General features: G+C 59.3%; 11 protein-coding genes and 2 pseudogenes. 10 read left to right on the top strand and 3 right to left on the bottom strand.

The window, feature by feature from the left end:
• Positions 1-141: 141 nt before the first annotated feature.
• Both QFZ91_RS36580 and QFZ91_RS36575 read left to right on the top strand, forming a co-directional pair.
• Entirely contained in the window at positions 142-1,575 is a 1,434-nt protein-coding gene (locus QFZ91_RS36580) for a hypothetical protein (RefSeq protein ID WP_429570251.1), read from the top strand.
• A gap of 741 nt (positions 1,576-2,316) precedes the next feature.
• Positions 2,317-2,460 (top strand): annotated as a pseudogene (locus QFZ91_RS36575) (HU family DNA-binding protein); the annotation flags it as partial.
• 335 nt (positions 2,461-2,795) lie between these two features.
• Here QFZ91_RS36575 and QFZ91_RS36570 read toward each other — a convergent pair.
• The 3 genes from QFZ91_RS36570 to QFZ91_RS36560 all read right to left on the bottom strand — a co-directional run bounded on the left by QFZ91_RS36570 (position 2,796) and on the right by QFZ91_RS36560 (position 4,928).
• Complete coding sequence (locus tag QFZ91_RS36570) at positions 2,796-3,275, bottom strand: Lrp/AsnC family transcriptional regulator (RefSeq protein WP_008919388.1); 480 nt, start codon at positions 3,273-3,275, stop codon at positions 2,796-2,798.
• A 76-nt stretch (positions 3,276-3,351) separates the two neighbouring features.
• Positions 3,352-4,296, bottom strand: coding sequence for a 2-hydroxyacid dehydrogenase (locus QFZ91_RS36565; RefSeq protein ID WP_429570250.1), 945 nt, complete (start codon positions 4,294-4,296; stop codon positions 3,352-3,354).
• Positions 4,297-4,337: 41 nt separating this feature from the next.
• A complete protein-coding gene (locus tag QFZ91_RS36560) occupies positions 4,338-4,928 on the bottom strand; it encodes an amino acid synthesis family protein (protein ID WP_429570249.1) in 591 nt (196 codons plus the stop codon).
• 158 nt (positions 4,929-5,086) lie between these two features.
• Here QFZ91_RS36560 and QFZ91_RS36555 point away from each other — a divergent pair, with 158 nt between their 5' ends.
• From QFZ91_RS36555 to QFZ91_RS36520, 8 genes and pseudogenes are all read left to right on the top strand, one after another.
• Entirely contained in the window at positions 5,087-6,868 is a 1,782-nt protein-coding gene (locus QFZ91_RS36555) for a helix-turn-helix domain-containing protein (RefSeq protein WP_368598382.1), read from the top strand.
• Positions 6,869-7,013: 145 nt separating this feature from the next.
• A complete protein-coding gene (locus QFZ91_RS36550) occupies positions 7,014-7,994 on the top strand; it encodes a flavin reductase (protein WP_429570248.1) in 981 nt (326 codons plus the stop codon).
• A 16-nt stretch (positions 7,995-8,010) separates the two neighbouring features.
• Entirely contained in the window at positions 8,011-9,522 is a 1,512-nt protein-coding gene (locus tag QFZ91_RS36545; protein ID WP_368598380.1) for an aldehyde dehydrogenase, read from the top strand.
• 37 nt (positions 9,523-9,559) lie between these two features.
• A complete protein-coding gene (locus QFZ91_RS36540) occupies positions 9,560-10,627 on the top strand; it encodes an LLM class flavin-dependent oxidoreductase (protein WP_429570247.1) in 1,068 nt (355 codons plus the stop codon).
• A gap of 19 nt (positions 10,628-10,646) precedes the next feature.
• Positions 10,647-11,486 (top strand): alpha/beta fold hydrolase, encoded by an 840-nt coding sequence (locus QFZ91_RS36535; protein ID WP_368598378.1) that lies wholly within the window; start codon positions 10,647-10,649, stop codon positions 11,484-11,486.
• A 2-nt stretch (positions 11,487-11,488) separates the two neighbouring features.
• A pseudogene (locus QFZ91_RS36530) lies at positions 11,489-11,846 on the top strand (NIPSNAP family protein).
• Positions 11,843-13,027: a glycine betaine/L-proline ABC transporter ATP-binding protein gene (locus QFZ91_RS36525; RefSeq protein ID WP_368598377.1), complete on the top strand. Its 1,185-nt coding sequence runs from the start codon at positions 11,843-11,845 to the stop codon at positions 13,025-13,027. The pseudogene QFZ91_RS36530 and the gene QFZ91_RS36525 overlap by 4 nt, the downstream one beginning before the upstream one ends.
• Entirely contained in the window at positions 13,020-13,955 is a 936-nt protein-coding gene (locus QFZ91_RS36520) for an ABC transporter permease (RefSeq protein WP_429570246.1), read from the top strand. The genes QFZ91_RS36525 and QFZ91_RS36520 overlap by 8 nt, the downstream gene beginning before the upstream one ends.
• Positions 13,956-13,967: the final 12 nt, after the last annotated feature.

Raw genomic sequence — 13,967 nt, 5'->3', positions numbered from 1 at the left:
GGGTGTGTTGCCGCTGTCGCCATGCGGTGCCCGCAAATGCGTGGTGATCAGGGCAGGGTAAAGGCAGCGCATGCGAGTCAACCCAGTTTGCGGCGCCGCTCGCGTGCCGAACAGATGCTTTAACGCCGAAAGGTCGTACCTATGATTGCCTCATCGCCAATCATTGTTCTGGGGAGCCGAACGCTTTCAGGAAGCTCGGCCGGAAAATTCCGTAAGGTCTTGCGTGAGTTTTACACATTCAGCAAGGGATCCATTTTTTCCGGGCAAGCTCACTTCACTACCCGCCCTGAATGGAGCAGCGACGGCGAGTCAATGTGGATGCGGCTGTCGAAATTCTCGCTGTTCAACCGGCTGACGCAGCACGCGTTGGCAGCTCTCATTGCCGTACGATCCGACGACGCATCTTCTGAGGGCGTAGACCTCCGGCGAGCCGATCGATTTGTACTGTCTCGTCTCTCCAGCATTCTTCAGATTCCGGAAGCTTCGGCCCTTAAGGGATTCTGCTTTTTAACGGACCACCCCGCCCTGGCATGGGCAGCTACCGAATTGCGTTATTGTTCCGCGTGCCTTGAGTTGGGGTTCCACGCCGCGTGGTTTCAGTGGCGATTCATCGAACGCTGTCCCGTGCATGGATGTCGTCTGCGACGAGGATGTCTGAAATGTGCCGAGGCCATACCGTATGCCCTCGACCGCAGTATGGCAATGCACCCACTGTCGTGCGCACGGTGCAACACACCCTGGGTTCCGGTGCTGGATCGGCCTGCCGGACGTTGCGTGCCGACGATCGGGCGTTCAGCCCGAATCCTCGGACGCTGGCAGAGTCACGTCGCCGAAACGCTGATGTCAATCGCCACCACGCCGTATCGGCCTCGTGATCAGGTAACCGGCAGATTCGCATTTCGGCTGCCGCGAGAAATTGAAACCCGGATGACGCGTCTGGCCCGGCATACGCGGCTACTGAACCAGCTTTACGATGTATCTCCGCCTTCGCCGTTAATACTCCTAGGGCGGCACAACACTGTGGCGGAGGCGGTACGGACACGCCGCATCGTTCCGTTTCCATGCGAAGATCAGCAAACTGGCGACATGCTCTATGCCCGACGCGACTGGCCACATTTCGGTGACGATTTTTTGGCATACGAACACCTTTTGAAGCGCGTTGGGCACAGACTCTTCGGTGATACGCAAGGAATTGCCTCTGAACGTGGTTGCTCCGTGGTAAATGAACCCAATGAAGTTGTCGTCCACGCCCGGGAAGCAAGCGCAGATCAGGCAGCCGCGCTCGGTTGGTCGATCAGTTGGTACGGCTTCTCGCGTACGTGCGCGCCGGATAATGCGCTTTCGATGCCAGCCGTTGGTCTGACTGGCTGGCTTGCTAAGGTGCCGCATCGTCCGGTTGAAATCTCACATGGCCAATGGCGGGACCAGATGTCCGTCTGGCCATCGGAAGACCTCGCGAGATCCGCGCGGGCATGGTCGCGCATTGTTCAATTCATGCGAGTCAGGGGGAAATATCTGCTGCACGGACAACTTGTGCGGCCTTCGGAACTGGCGGCACTGCGACGGCATGTATAAGTCGGTCCGTGGCACTTGTAGCAGATCAAAAGCATAACCGCATTTCGACTGACACTCCCGGGCTTAGCCGTCGGTGTTGACGCGCGTTGTCAACCGGACAGGCGTTCTTTCGGTTCGTGAAGGAGTTTCCGCCTTATATAAAGCTTCACATAAGGCCGATTATGCAAAGTTGATGATTATGGAAAGTAGCCAGGCCAGTTCGCGATAAAGCCTTGGAATTGCGGGGCTCGGCGACGGACAGAGCTACGGCGCACTCAACATAATTTCAGCGCTGATTTGGGTAACGGACCTACCGCAGGGGACCGTTAGCCACGGTGCGTATTGCCTCTTACCATCTGTCACTCCTCGCTCGGTCATATCCTGCCGGACCGCGTGGGCATGTGCGTCATCATGCTTGTGGCCGGGAAATGCGGAAATAAAGGTAGGCCCATCGCAACACGGACCATATCGAAGCCGACCCGCGCATGAAGGAACGCCCACTGACTGGCCCGCGCCAACGGAAGACCCGGATCCAGCGCTATCGCGCGCTCGACTCGCTGATCAATTTCCGAAAGGCACTGTGATTATGAAAAGCCCGGAATTTGCGCCAGCACTACCCGCCAGTTTTCCATCCGGATTCGTGGCAAGCGACGCCATCAAATTGACCAATAACCAGCTTCCCGCCCTCACGTCATGAATTGCGGGAAGAAGAGCGGCCTGATCGACCCATAAAAGCGACGCTAGTGCGATGCTCGCTATCAGGGCTGTGAAGCGTTTTCGACGGGCGCGCGTGCTACGCGGGTCGGCCGCAATCCGGCGACCGGCGCCGAGATCCAGATCGCTGCGGCGAAGACGGTCAAGTTCACTGCGGGCAAGGCGTTCAAGGAGGCAGTGAACGGTGCGTGAATTGGCGCGTCGCGTCGCCCGGCTCCCGTGCGGCGGTACGCTTGCCCGGGGGACGTTGGCGCGCAAGTCCGAGGTATGCGGGCACAGTTGATGTGTGCACTGGACATGTTCCGATAATCAACGATGCTCTGAAAATGAGTTAAGCCGCGTTTTCTTACCAATGTAGTGTTGGCGAGAAGTTCCAAGATTCTGTGTCTCAGCGTCTGTCCAACGCGTCCGCGATCTTGCCCCCTGTTTTCGTGAGCGGCCTACTTGCTGCCGCGAATGCAACCGTGAAAGCGATATTGACGTGCACGAACGGCATGCCGAGTCCGATACCCCTCGCCCACACGAGATCAATCCAATGCGATCCACTCAGGCACGTTGCAGGTGACCTGTTTGACCATCTTCGTCACGACGTAGGTAAAGTAGCGCTCAATGCCGAGATCATCCAAAAGCATTGCGTCGATGAAGCGCTGATAATCATCTATGTTTCGTGTGACCGTGTGCACGATGTAGTCGATGCCACCCCCCGTCGCATAGCACTGCACAACTTCTGGCGCGGAACACATGCGTGTCTCGAAGCGATGCAGGTCGTAAGCGGTATGCCGCGAGAGTGTCACCTCGACGATGATATGGCTGATATCAACTGCGCCAACCCAATCGAACTCTGCCCGGTAGCCGCGGATAATTCCACCTTCTTCGAGCCGACGGACGCGTTCCCAGGCAGGCGAAATAGAGAGATGGATCGCTTCGGCCAATCGCGATTTGGTTATGCGCCCTTCGCGCGCGAGGATCTGCAAGATTGCGATATCGTAGCGATCAAGCTTCAGCATGTGCGGCCTTCGGTCGACAAAACGGAAATACGCGATGTCATGGCAAGGAGCGGAGGTGGAGACGCTGCATGCCAGGTCAGTAACCGCGAGTCAAGTCGACATTGGCGGGGATGCGCCCGCCACTCCGATACGCGCGAACATTGTCGGCGAACACGGTGGCGGCTGTTTCGTTGTCCGTCGGCGCTGAAATGTGCGGCAGCACAGTGACCGATGAATGGCGCCACAATCCGGATTCTTGCGGCAACGGTTCGACACTGAAGACGTCCAGCACTGCGTGCGAGATATGTTCACGCTCGAGCATCGTGAGCAGATCGTTCTCGACAAGAATTGGCCCGCGCGAGAAGTTGATAAGCGCAGCGCCTCGCTTCATTTGAGTCAGTCGCTCGATATTTAGCAAGCCCTGCGTCTGCGGTGTGAGAGGCAACAGGCACACGACGATGTCGCTCTCGCGCAGTATGAGATCGAGCCCGCTCTCGCCGGAACAGGTCTCGATGCCAGGCAGGCGCTTTGTCGAGCGACTCCAGCCGCGCACCTTAAACCCTGCGTCCGCCAGCCGGACTGCCGCAGCGGTTCCAAGTTCACCCATACCCAGTAGACCGACGCTGACTTGAGATGGTTTGCGGTATGGCAACTGCCTCCAGAGCAATCTCGCTTGCTGGCGGGCGTACGCGGACATGTCCCGTTGAAGGAAGTACGTCCATGCGAGTACGGCTTCGGACATCGTTCGCGACATTTCCGGGTCGATCAATCTCACGACTGGCGGCGCTTTGCTCCCAAGCGCGGGCAGGAGTTGGTCGACGCCTGCCCACATGCTCTGGATCCATGCGAGCTTGGGCAGGGCGGCGACTTTGACAGGATCGGGTCTCGCGACCACCGCGATGTCGACCCGTCGACGCTGCGCGTCCGTGAGCAGATCAAAGGGAACGATGTTCTCACCCGGCATGGCCGCGCGGAGCGATGCGAGGTAGCTGTCCTGTACCTCGGACGGCATGCTGCTAATAAACGCAATCGGGCCTGTCATGGTTGATCTCTTTCGCGTGGGCGTTGCGATGCGACGTAAGCTCAGGTGGACGCCTGTTCGTTGGCCATCTCTTCCATATCCTGGAAGCGGTCTGCGATTCGGGGATGGACCCGTCCGCCGTCGGAGGCGCCGATCGCGATCACGATTTCGTCTGGGCCGGGCGCATCTGCAATCTGGAAGGTGCTCGTAATGAAGTGGGAGCGCTTACCGGTTTCCGATTTGTGAATCATCGGCACTGAAATCAGGGCGCCTGGTCCGACACGCGTATTGGTGAAGCTCAGAAAGGCGGTGCCTTCGACGGCGTGGCGAAACACGTTGCCGAAGCGCAGTGTATGGATCAACGCCGAGGCGTGCTCGATTTCGCCGTTCACGCCGACCACGGCCGCTTTCCCATACGCCTGCACCCCTTCGGCGGGTATGAGGTCTGTCAGTTGTCGCGTCAGGGTTTCCCCGAGAGAGGGTGCCGACGCGAGAATTTCGGCCCGCAGGTCTTCAACGAAACCCTGTCCTGCCCACGGGTTGCGAATCACTGCCGCCACGATGACCGTCGTGACGGGCTTTCCCGCTGCCTTACCCCCTTCGACGTAGGTTGTCTCGATGAAGGTCGCGATTTTTCGAAGTTCGGCGCTCACTGGAAGTCTCCTGGTGCATTGGGCTTGAGATCGGCTCGGGAACGAGCACGCATCAATGCTATGCATCGTGGCGCGACGTGTCTTCCTCTCAACGCAGGAAGATTCTTTTTTCCTTCCTACGGTTTCGTGTAATTTCCTCGGAAACACAGGAGGGGACGATGTCCGATCAGCAGAAACAGGTCATGGCGCTGAGCCGGGTTGCCAGCCAGATCAGTGCGGACGAGAACATCGACGAGCTATTGGCCGGTTTGATTCGGTCCGCCTGCGAGCAGGGCGCATGGCATCTTGGCTCGATCATGTCTGTCGACCTCGCTCACGGCTATGCGCTTGTTCTGACCCGGTATGAGTCGAGCATGCTGCCGCAGCAGACCGAGGATCGCTGGGAGCTGGCGACGAGTCCTTGTCTGATCGCATTGCAGACGCGCGAGCCCGTCTATATTCGCGACGCACTCGAGACGACACAATTCCCGGGCTATCGACGCGAAGCCAAGGTACGCGGTTACCGCACCGTTCTGGTCTTGCCGATGACCAGCAGCGATACGGCAGGTCGGCCAATGGTACTGACGGTTGCGTCGCGCGCCGTACGCGAAGTAGGCGAGGAGGACCTCGCGTTCATGTCGGCGGTTGTGCAACTCGGCGCGATCGCGGTCGAGCGGGCGCATCGTCATCGGGCGCAAACGCAGGCCAATGAGCAGCTTCAGCGCATCATCGAATCGCAACGCACGTTGCTCAGAGAGGTTCTGGCGGGTGAGTCATTGGCGACCTTGACCGTGTCGCTCGGCGACCTCCTTGACGGGCCTGTGGTGGTCGTGGATTTCTTCTCGAACTACCTCCTCGGATCGGGATCGCCTCTTCCCTCCATCTACGACGACGCAGCGTGGGCCAAATGGCTGACGGGTGCCAGAGGCCGGGAATTCGTTCCGATCGTGCGTGATGCGATCGAGTTTCAGCGCAAGTCATCCGTGGTGCTGCCGATCGGACAGGGAAGCTCTGTCGAAGCCACGATCCAGCCGCTCACCATCGACGATGAACTGGTGGGAGCCCTGCTGACGTTCGGCGAGGGCAAACCGTCGGACCTGCAGAAGCTGATGCTCGAGAGCGTCAGCTTCGCCCTGAGCGTTCAACTGATGCGCAGCGTGATCCGCTTCCGCATAGAGACGCGCACGCTCACCGAACTGTTCTTCGAAATCGTGGAGCGTCGCTGGCGCAGTGAGGACGACGTATTGGGGCGAGCACGGCATCTTGGTCTCGCCCTCACCGCGCCGCTTCGGATGATCGTGATCGACTTTCCGGGCCCCGCTGGTCAAGGCACCAATCTCACCGTCGAGGGCCATAGAACGGTCACCTTGCTCGCAAGGCAGCAGAACATCACGATGCACGTCGTGATGGTTGGTAGTGGACTTGTCTGCCTGCTCCCCGACGAAGAAGATTCCGACGCTACCGCATTGACGAGGCTCGGGCAGCAAATCTCGGATGCGGTCTCCGGGACTTTTGGGTGTGCGCCAATCGTCGTACTTGGCGAACGCTTCGAGGGAATGGAACCTCTGGCGCAGGAATGGGAACGCTGCTGGCGGATGATCCGGGTTGCCCGCAACTATGGAAAAACCGGCTTCCTGCGGATGCCTGATCTCGGCCCTGTTCCCATCCTGATGGGTGCAGCGGATTCTGCAGACGTTCGGATTTTCGTAGACGGTGCGATCGGCAAGCTGATCGAATACGACAAACGCACCCGCTCGGATTATCTGCAAACACTCTCGGCTTATCTGCGCTCGGGATGTCGCAGTCAACTCTGCGCCAACGAGATGGGCTTGCACGTCACGACACTGCGCTACCGCCTGTCACGTATCAACGAGCTTTTTCACATCGACGTCGAGTCGCCTGACCGGCGGTTCGCCGTCGAACTTGCGATTCACCTTCATCAACTGACAGGAACCCACTGAGTTGATCGGACGATATGCGTCCGTGAAAACCCTGCCTACAAAACAATACTAATTAATCGCGGTTTTCCTACGGGACGGAGGAAGAAGCTCGGAATTTCATCACATATCGTTCACCTCAAGACAAACACGTTTTGAGGTGACGGGAATGCAAAAGGACGCCGGAGAACAGGTCAAACGAATCGATCCCGTGGCGTTGCGCCGTGCTTTCGGCACCTTCGTCACAGGGGTGACGGTCATCACGACGCGTGATGCGGAAGGCCGTCCGCGCGGCATGACGGCCAATTCCTTCACGTCTGTCTCTCTTGACCCGCCGTTGCTGCTGGTGTGTATCGGCAAGGGTGCATCGAGCTACCCCGTGTTCCAGCAGAGCGGGCATTTTGCAGTCAACCTTCTGCACGACGGGCAGGTCGATGTCTCGAATCTTTTCGCGTCCAAATCTGCCGACAAGTTCGCATCGGTTGTCCACGACGCCGTGCACACAGGCGCGCCCGTACTCACCGATTGCCTGACGTGGTTCGACTGCACGGTTCATAGCCTCGTCGATGCCGGTGATCACGCCATCCTGGTGGGTCGCATTCAGGCATTCGGCACGAGCCCCGCGGACCCGCTCGGTTTCTGTCGCGGTCGATACGCGCAGGTCAAGGATCCGCTGCCGCCGGGTTGGTTGTCTTCGCACGACATGATCGTCGGATACCTCATCGAGGCCGACGGCAGTCTGTTGCTTGCACGAGATGGCAAGGGAGGCTGGGTATTGCCAAGCGCCACGAGCCGCATCAGGGAGGGGCGGCTTCCTCTCGCCGGCGGCGGAGAACTCGCGCTCGAGCCCTATGACACGTTCCTGTACTCGGTGTTCGACGTTGCCGATAACGATCCCGGATACCTGATCTATCGCGCGAGGATTGCCCGTCCGTATGGAAGTTGCGGACTGCCGGAGCACTTCTGCTTCTTCCCGATGAACCAGCTTCCCTTCGAGGACATCGCGTCGCAAGAGATCCGCGCGATGTTGCGACGCTACGTCCATGAGACCGAACGCGGGAGATTCGGCATCTACATGGATTCACTCGACGGCGGTCGCGTCGCCATGGTCGGCGACACGCAGCCGTGGCTTCAATCTGCTCATTCTTGATACGTGGAGTCAACCGATGCAAACGACCATCCAACGTCTGCAAGGGTCCCGCCTGGGACTGTTCATTGACGGGGAATTCACCGCGGCGCACAGCGGGGAATTCATCGCCAGCTACGACCCATCGACAGGCAAGCCGTGGTACGAGTTCTCGCAGGCGGATTCGGCCGATGTCGATAAGGCGGTTCGCTCGGCGCAGGCTGCATTCGTCAATCCGGCCTGGCGGCGCATGACGCAAACGGAGCGCGGCAAACTGGTGCGGCGCCTCGGAGAACTGGTGCTCGCCCACGCGGACGAGCTTGCGATGATCGAGTGCCGCGACAACGGCAAGCTCCTCAAGGAGATGCGGGCGCAAATGCGCGCGATGCCCGACTCGTATTTCTATTTCGCCGGCATGGCCGACAAGCTGCAGGGCGAGACGATCCCTGTCAACAAGCTCGATACGCTCAACTACAACGTCCGCGAGCCGATCGGCGTCGTCGGCATGATCACGCCTTGGAACTCGCCGCTGATGTTGCTCACGGGCACGCTCGCGCCCTGCCTTGCCATCGGCAACACGGTCGTCGTCAAGCCGTCCGAGCACACGACGGCGTCGACCCTCGCACTGGCCGAACTGGCGATCGAGGCCGGTATTCCACCGGGCGTATTCAACGTCGTCACGGGCGACGGGCAGACCACGGGTGATGCGTTGACCCGTCATCCGGGCATTGCGAAATATGTCTTTACGGGCAGCACCGCCACGGGGCGCAGGATCGCCGGGAATGCCGCGCAAAACCTCGTGCCGTGTCAGATGGAGCTGGGAGGCAAATCTCCACACGTAGTATTCGGTGACGTCGACATCGAGCGTGCTGTGAACGGTGTCGTCTCCGGTGTATTCGCTGCAGCGGGACAGACGTGTGTAGCGGGTTCGCGTTGCTTCGTCGAAGCACAGGCGTACGACGATTTCGTCGAAGCGCTGGTGGAACGCACGCGTCGGATCACGATCGGCCACCCGGTCAGCGAAGGAACCGATATCGGACCGCTCGCGCTGTCGTCGCAACTCGACAAGGTTCAAAAGTACGTGGGCTCGGGCGTACACGAAGGCGCAAAAGTTGCCGTGGGCGGACAACGCCCCAATGATGACGCGCTGGCCGGCGGCTGGTACTTCGAACCCACGGTCATGACGCATGCACGAAACGACATGCGCTTCATGCAGGAAGAGATCTTCGGCCCCGTAGTCGGCGTGATGCCGTTCTCGAGCGAAGAAGAACTGATTGCGCTCGCCAACGCGACCGAATACGGATTAGCTGCCGGCATCTGGACCCAGGACATCAGCCGCGCCATGAGATTTGCGCGTGACGTCGATGCAGGCACCGTGTGGATCAACACGTATCGCTCGGCCGCCTACATGTCCGCAAACGGCGGCATGAAGCATAGCGGCTATGGAAGGCGCGGGGGATTCGAAGTGATGCGCGAATTCTCGCGTCTCAAGAACATCGTCCTCGATTACTCCGGCGCGATGCAGGACCCCTTCGTCATTCGCCTGCGCTAAGCGTGACGCGTTCAACACATGTTCTCAGGAGCTTGATATGAAATTCGCGGTTTCGCTCAGCATGGAACGCTTTTCGCCGAACGATACGATGAATGACGCAGTGACCCATATGCTGGCACTCGCGCGAATCGCCGATGAAGGCGGCTTCGAAACACTCTGGACGGCAGAGCATCACACGATCGAGTGCACGATTTCGCCCAATCCGTTCGTGACCCTGACCTGGCTTGCGCAGCACACGGAAAATATCCGGCTGGGTACCGCTACATTGGTGGCGCCCTATTGGTCACCGATTCGGCTCGCTGGCGAAGCCGCATTGTGCGACCACCTGACCGGCGGCCGACTTGAATTCGGCATCGCACGTGGCGCATACCAGTACGAGTTCGACCGCATGGCGGATGGCATCCCGCAACGGGAAGGCGTGGGTTATATGAAGGAGCTGGTTCCTGCCGTCATGAAGCTCTGGCAGGGCGACTACGCACACGATGGCCAGTACTGGAAATTTCCGCTCGCGACCTCGGTGCCGAAGCCGTTGCAAAGACCGCATCCGCGCATCTGGGTGGCAACCCGTGATCCTGGAAGTTTCGACTGGGCGGTGGGGGTGGGCGCAAATATCCTGTCGACGCCGCTCTCGGCACCGGCTTCAGAGGTCGCCGTTCTCGGTGAGAAATTCCGCAAGGCGGTCGCGGATCATCCGGAGCGCGCGCGTCCGCGGTTCATGATGCAGCGCCGAACCTGCCTCTACGACCGGCCGCAAGACTGGGAGGTAGCCGTGCGGCACAGCGTCGATTACGGACGAACGTTTGAGAATCTCATGCAGAACATCGGCACCGTCACCAACGGCTTTCCGGAAGCCGTTCCATACGAGAGCGTGGTCAATCGCGCCAATTACGATCCCGCGGCCATCCGCGAAAACCTGATGTTCGGCACCCCGGATGAGGTCATCCGCAAACTCGAGGTCTACGAAGCGCAGGGCGTCGACCAGTTTTGCCTCGGACTCACGTTCAACCTTCCGTTTGAACTCCAGGTCAAGACGTTGCGACTGTTCATCGATGAAGTGATGCCCCATTTCGCCGCGCGCACACGCGAGGCACAGTACGCAACCTGACACTCGCAGGCGGACCAACATGCTGACTCGCAAACCTGTCAATGACGACGTCGTCACGCAAGGTCGCCTGAAAGCCGGCAATGTCGAACTCAACTACCGGCTGCAGGGACGTGGCGCACGGCAACTGATCTGTATTCATGGTGTCGGCTCCTATCTGGAGGCATGGGAGGGCGTTGCCACGCATCTGTGCGATGACTTCCGCATCTTGACCTTCGACCTGCGTGGCCATGGTGAGTCGTCGCACATCCTGGGCCGCTACGAGATCGATGAGTTTGTCGACGACACGCTGGCACTCGCCGATCACGTGGGGTTCGAGACGTTCAACCTCGCGGGATTCTCTCTCGGAGGACTGATCGCGCAACGCATGGCGCTCTCGCATCCGCAACGTTTGCGTGGGCTCGCTTTGCTCGCGACGGTGTCGGGCCGTACGCGAGAAGAGCGCAGCCGGGTGCTGGAGCGGCTTGCCGCTTTGCAGAATGGTGAGCGTGGCGCGCACTACGACGCATCGCTATCACGCTGGCTGACGGAAGATTTTCAGGCGAGAAATCCGGAGATGGTCGCCTATCTGCGCAAGCGCAATGCAGAGAACGATCCGCATTGCTATGCGGCCGCATACCGTGTTCTGGCTGAGACGGATTTCGGTGGCCTCATCGACCAGATTCGCGTTCCGACTTTGATCGCCACGGGTGAGGACGACCAGGGCTCGAACCCAAGGATGGCGCGGTACATGCACGAATGCATAGAAAACTCACAACTGGAGATCTTGCCGGGCTTACGTCATTCGATCCTGATTGAAGCGCCAGAGGTTGTTGGAACCTTGCTGGGTCGTTTCTTTGCAGAAGCTATGTCGAGGAGTTGACCATGGTAGTGGAAGAGCGCATTTATAGCATCCGAAGCGGCGCCAATGCTGCGCTACCTCGATCTTGTGCGCAACGAGGGGATTGCAATCCAGCAGCGGATACTGGGCCGACTGATCGGATACTTCACGACAGAAATCGGCACGCTGAGCCAGGTTACACACATGTGGGCCTATGCGAGCCTCGAGGACAGAACCCGCCGACGCAGCGAGTTGGCCGAAGACCCTCAGTGGCAGGCGTTTGTGCCGCGACTCGCGCAATACATCGAGCGTGCGGAGAACCGCATTCTGGTGCCGACCGATTTTTCCCCGCGGCCCGGATTCGCACATCATGCGACGACACTCGAGGAGACGCAGTCATGACCGAGCGCCTGGTAATCGAACATCTCTACAAGATTTTCAGCGACAGGCCCGAACCTGCACTCGCCATGTTGCGCGCCGGAAAATGTCGCGCCGATGTGCTGGAGAAGCTGCGGCACGTCGTCGGTCTCGATGACGTCTCGCTAAGCGTTCCTTCCGGAGCGATCTACATGATCATGGGTCTGTCGGGTTCAGGAAAGTCGACGCTTGCCCGTTGCATCAATCGGCTTCACGAACCGAGCGCGGGCAGGATCCTGCTCGATGGCGAGGATCTCTGCGCGCTGGGAGACAAGGAGTTGCGTGAAGTACGGCGAAACCGGATTTCGATGGTTTTTCAGCATTTCGCGTTGCTTCCGAACAGGCGCGTGATTGAGAACGTCGAGTTTGGTCTCAAGCTTCGGCGGATGCCAGCGGCACAACGTCGAAGACGTGCTGAGGAGGTACTCGCTGTGGTGGGGCTGTCGAAGTGGGCGTACCACATGCCGCATGAGCTAAGTGGCGGTATGCGCCAGCGTGTGGGTCTTGCCCGCGCGCTCGCGACGGAAGCCGACATCCTGATCATGGATGAAGCGTTCAGCGCGCTCGATCCACTGATTCGCACGGAAATGCAGGAGGAACTGCTTCGCCTGCAGCGCACCCTCAACAAAACGATTCTCTTCATTACGCACGACTTCCAGGAGGCGCTCAAGCTCGGTACACGCATCGCCATCATGTCAGAGGGACGCGTGGTGCGTGAAGGTTCACCGCAGTCGATCGTACTGGATCCGGGAAGTGATTACGTCGCCGCATTTACGCGTGAGGTGGACCGTGCGCGACTGTTCGACGCGCGCTCCGTCATGACGGTGCTATCACCCGTGTGGCGAGATGCGGGCCGGATCCTCATGGCAGCGAGCCCGCTTGGGCAAGGGCCAGGGTTCGTGCTCGACGCCGAAGAGCGCGTGCTTGGGGTCCTGACAGGCTCCGAAATGGCGCAGGCGCGTGACGGTCGAGCCATCCCTGAACCAGACAGGCGGTTTGCATGTGTTTCCGCATCGACGCGCTTGGTGGACGTGGCACACCAGTGCGGTCAGGGGAGTCCGGTCGGGGTAACCGACACAGACGGCAAACTCATCGGACTTCTGGACGCGAGCCAAGTTCTCGCAAGAATTGGCGCCGGCAGTGGCGCAGAGGTACATCATGCTTAGTGCTGACCAGCTTGCAATTTTCCCGGTGGATCAGTGGATTCAGGAATGCGTCCACTGGATGGCCACTCACTTGCGGCCTTTGTTTCTGACGATTCGATGGCCAGTCGAGCAATTGCTGAACTTCAATGACAGCATTCTCCATGCCGTGCCGTTTCCTGTGCTCGTAGCGCTCACCTTTGCCGCGTTCTGGCGTTTGGCGGGTTTGCGCGTGGCTTTATTTGGTTGTGTGGTCCTTGTTGTCATCGCCATGCTCGGAGTGTGGACCGAGGCGATGACAACACTGTCCCTTATCGCGACGGCCATTCTTTTCTGCGCGTTACTTGGCATTCCGATCGGAGTTTTATGTGCGCGCAGTCCACGCGTGTGGATGGTGGTGCAGCCTGTACTGGACATCATGCAAACCACGCCAACCTTTGTTTATCTCGTGCCAGTCGTGATGCTCTTTGGTGTCGGCACTGTGCCGGGAGAAGTTGCCGTCGTGACAGCGGCCATGCCGCCACTGATCCGTTTCACACATCTTGGAATCAAGATGGTTGAAACCGAAATCGTCGAGGCGGGTAAGGCCTTTGGTGCGGACAAGTGGCAGCTCCTATGGGAAGTGCAATTGCCGCTCGCGATGCCGACGATTCTAGGGGGACTCAACCAGACCGTACTGACAGCCATGGTGATGTCGGTCGTTGTATCGATGATCGGCGCGGACGGATTGGGACTCGTGGTGTTGCAAGGTCTGGGGCGGCTGGACGTAGGACGTGCAGCGGTAGGAGGGATCGCAATCGTCCTGCTCGCGATGATGCTCGATCGCTTTTCGCAGAAGATCGCCAAAAAACAACCTGACAAGCAGCGTCATTTTCGCACTGTCCTCAAGCGCTTTTTCCGGGGTGGTCACGAGGAGGCACATACGCCCGGCGATGCGCGTGAAGCGCTGTAAGGGCGTGCATCA

This window comes from Paraburkholderia sp. JPY419 (assembly GCF_050435705.1).
GTDB lineage: Bacteria > Pseudomonadota > Gammaproteobacteria > Burkholderiales > Burkholderiaceae > Paraburkholderia > Paraburkholderia youngii.
This window is presented reverse-complemented; position numbering and strand designations above follow the sequence as displayed.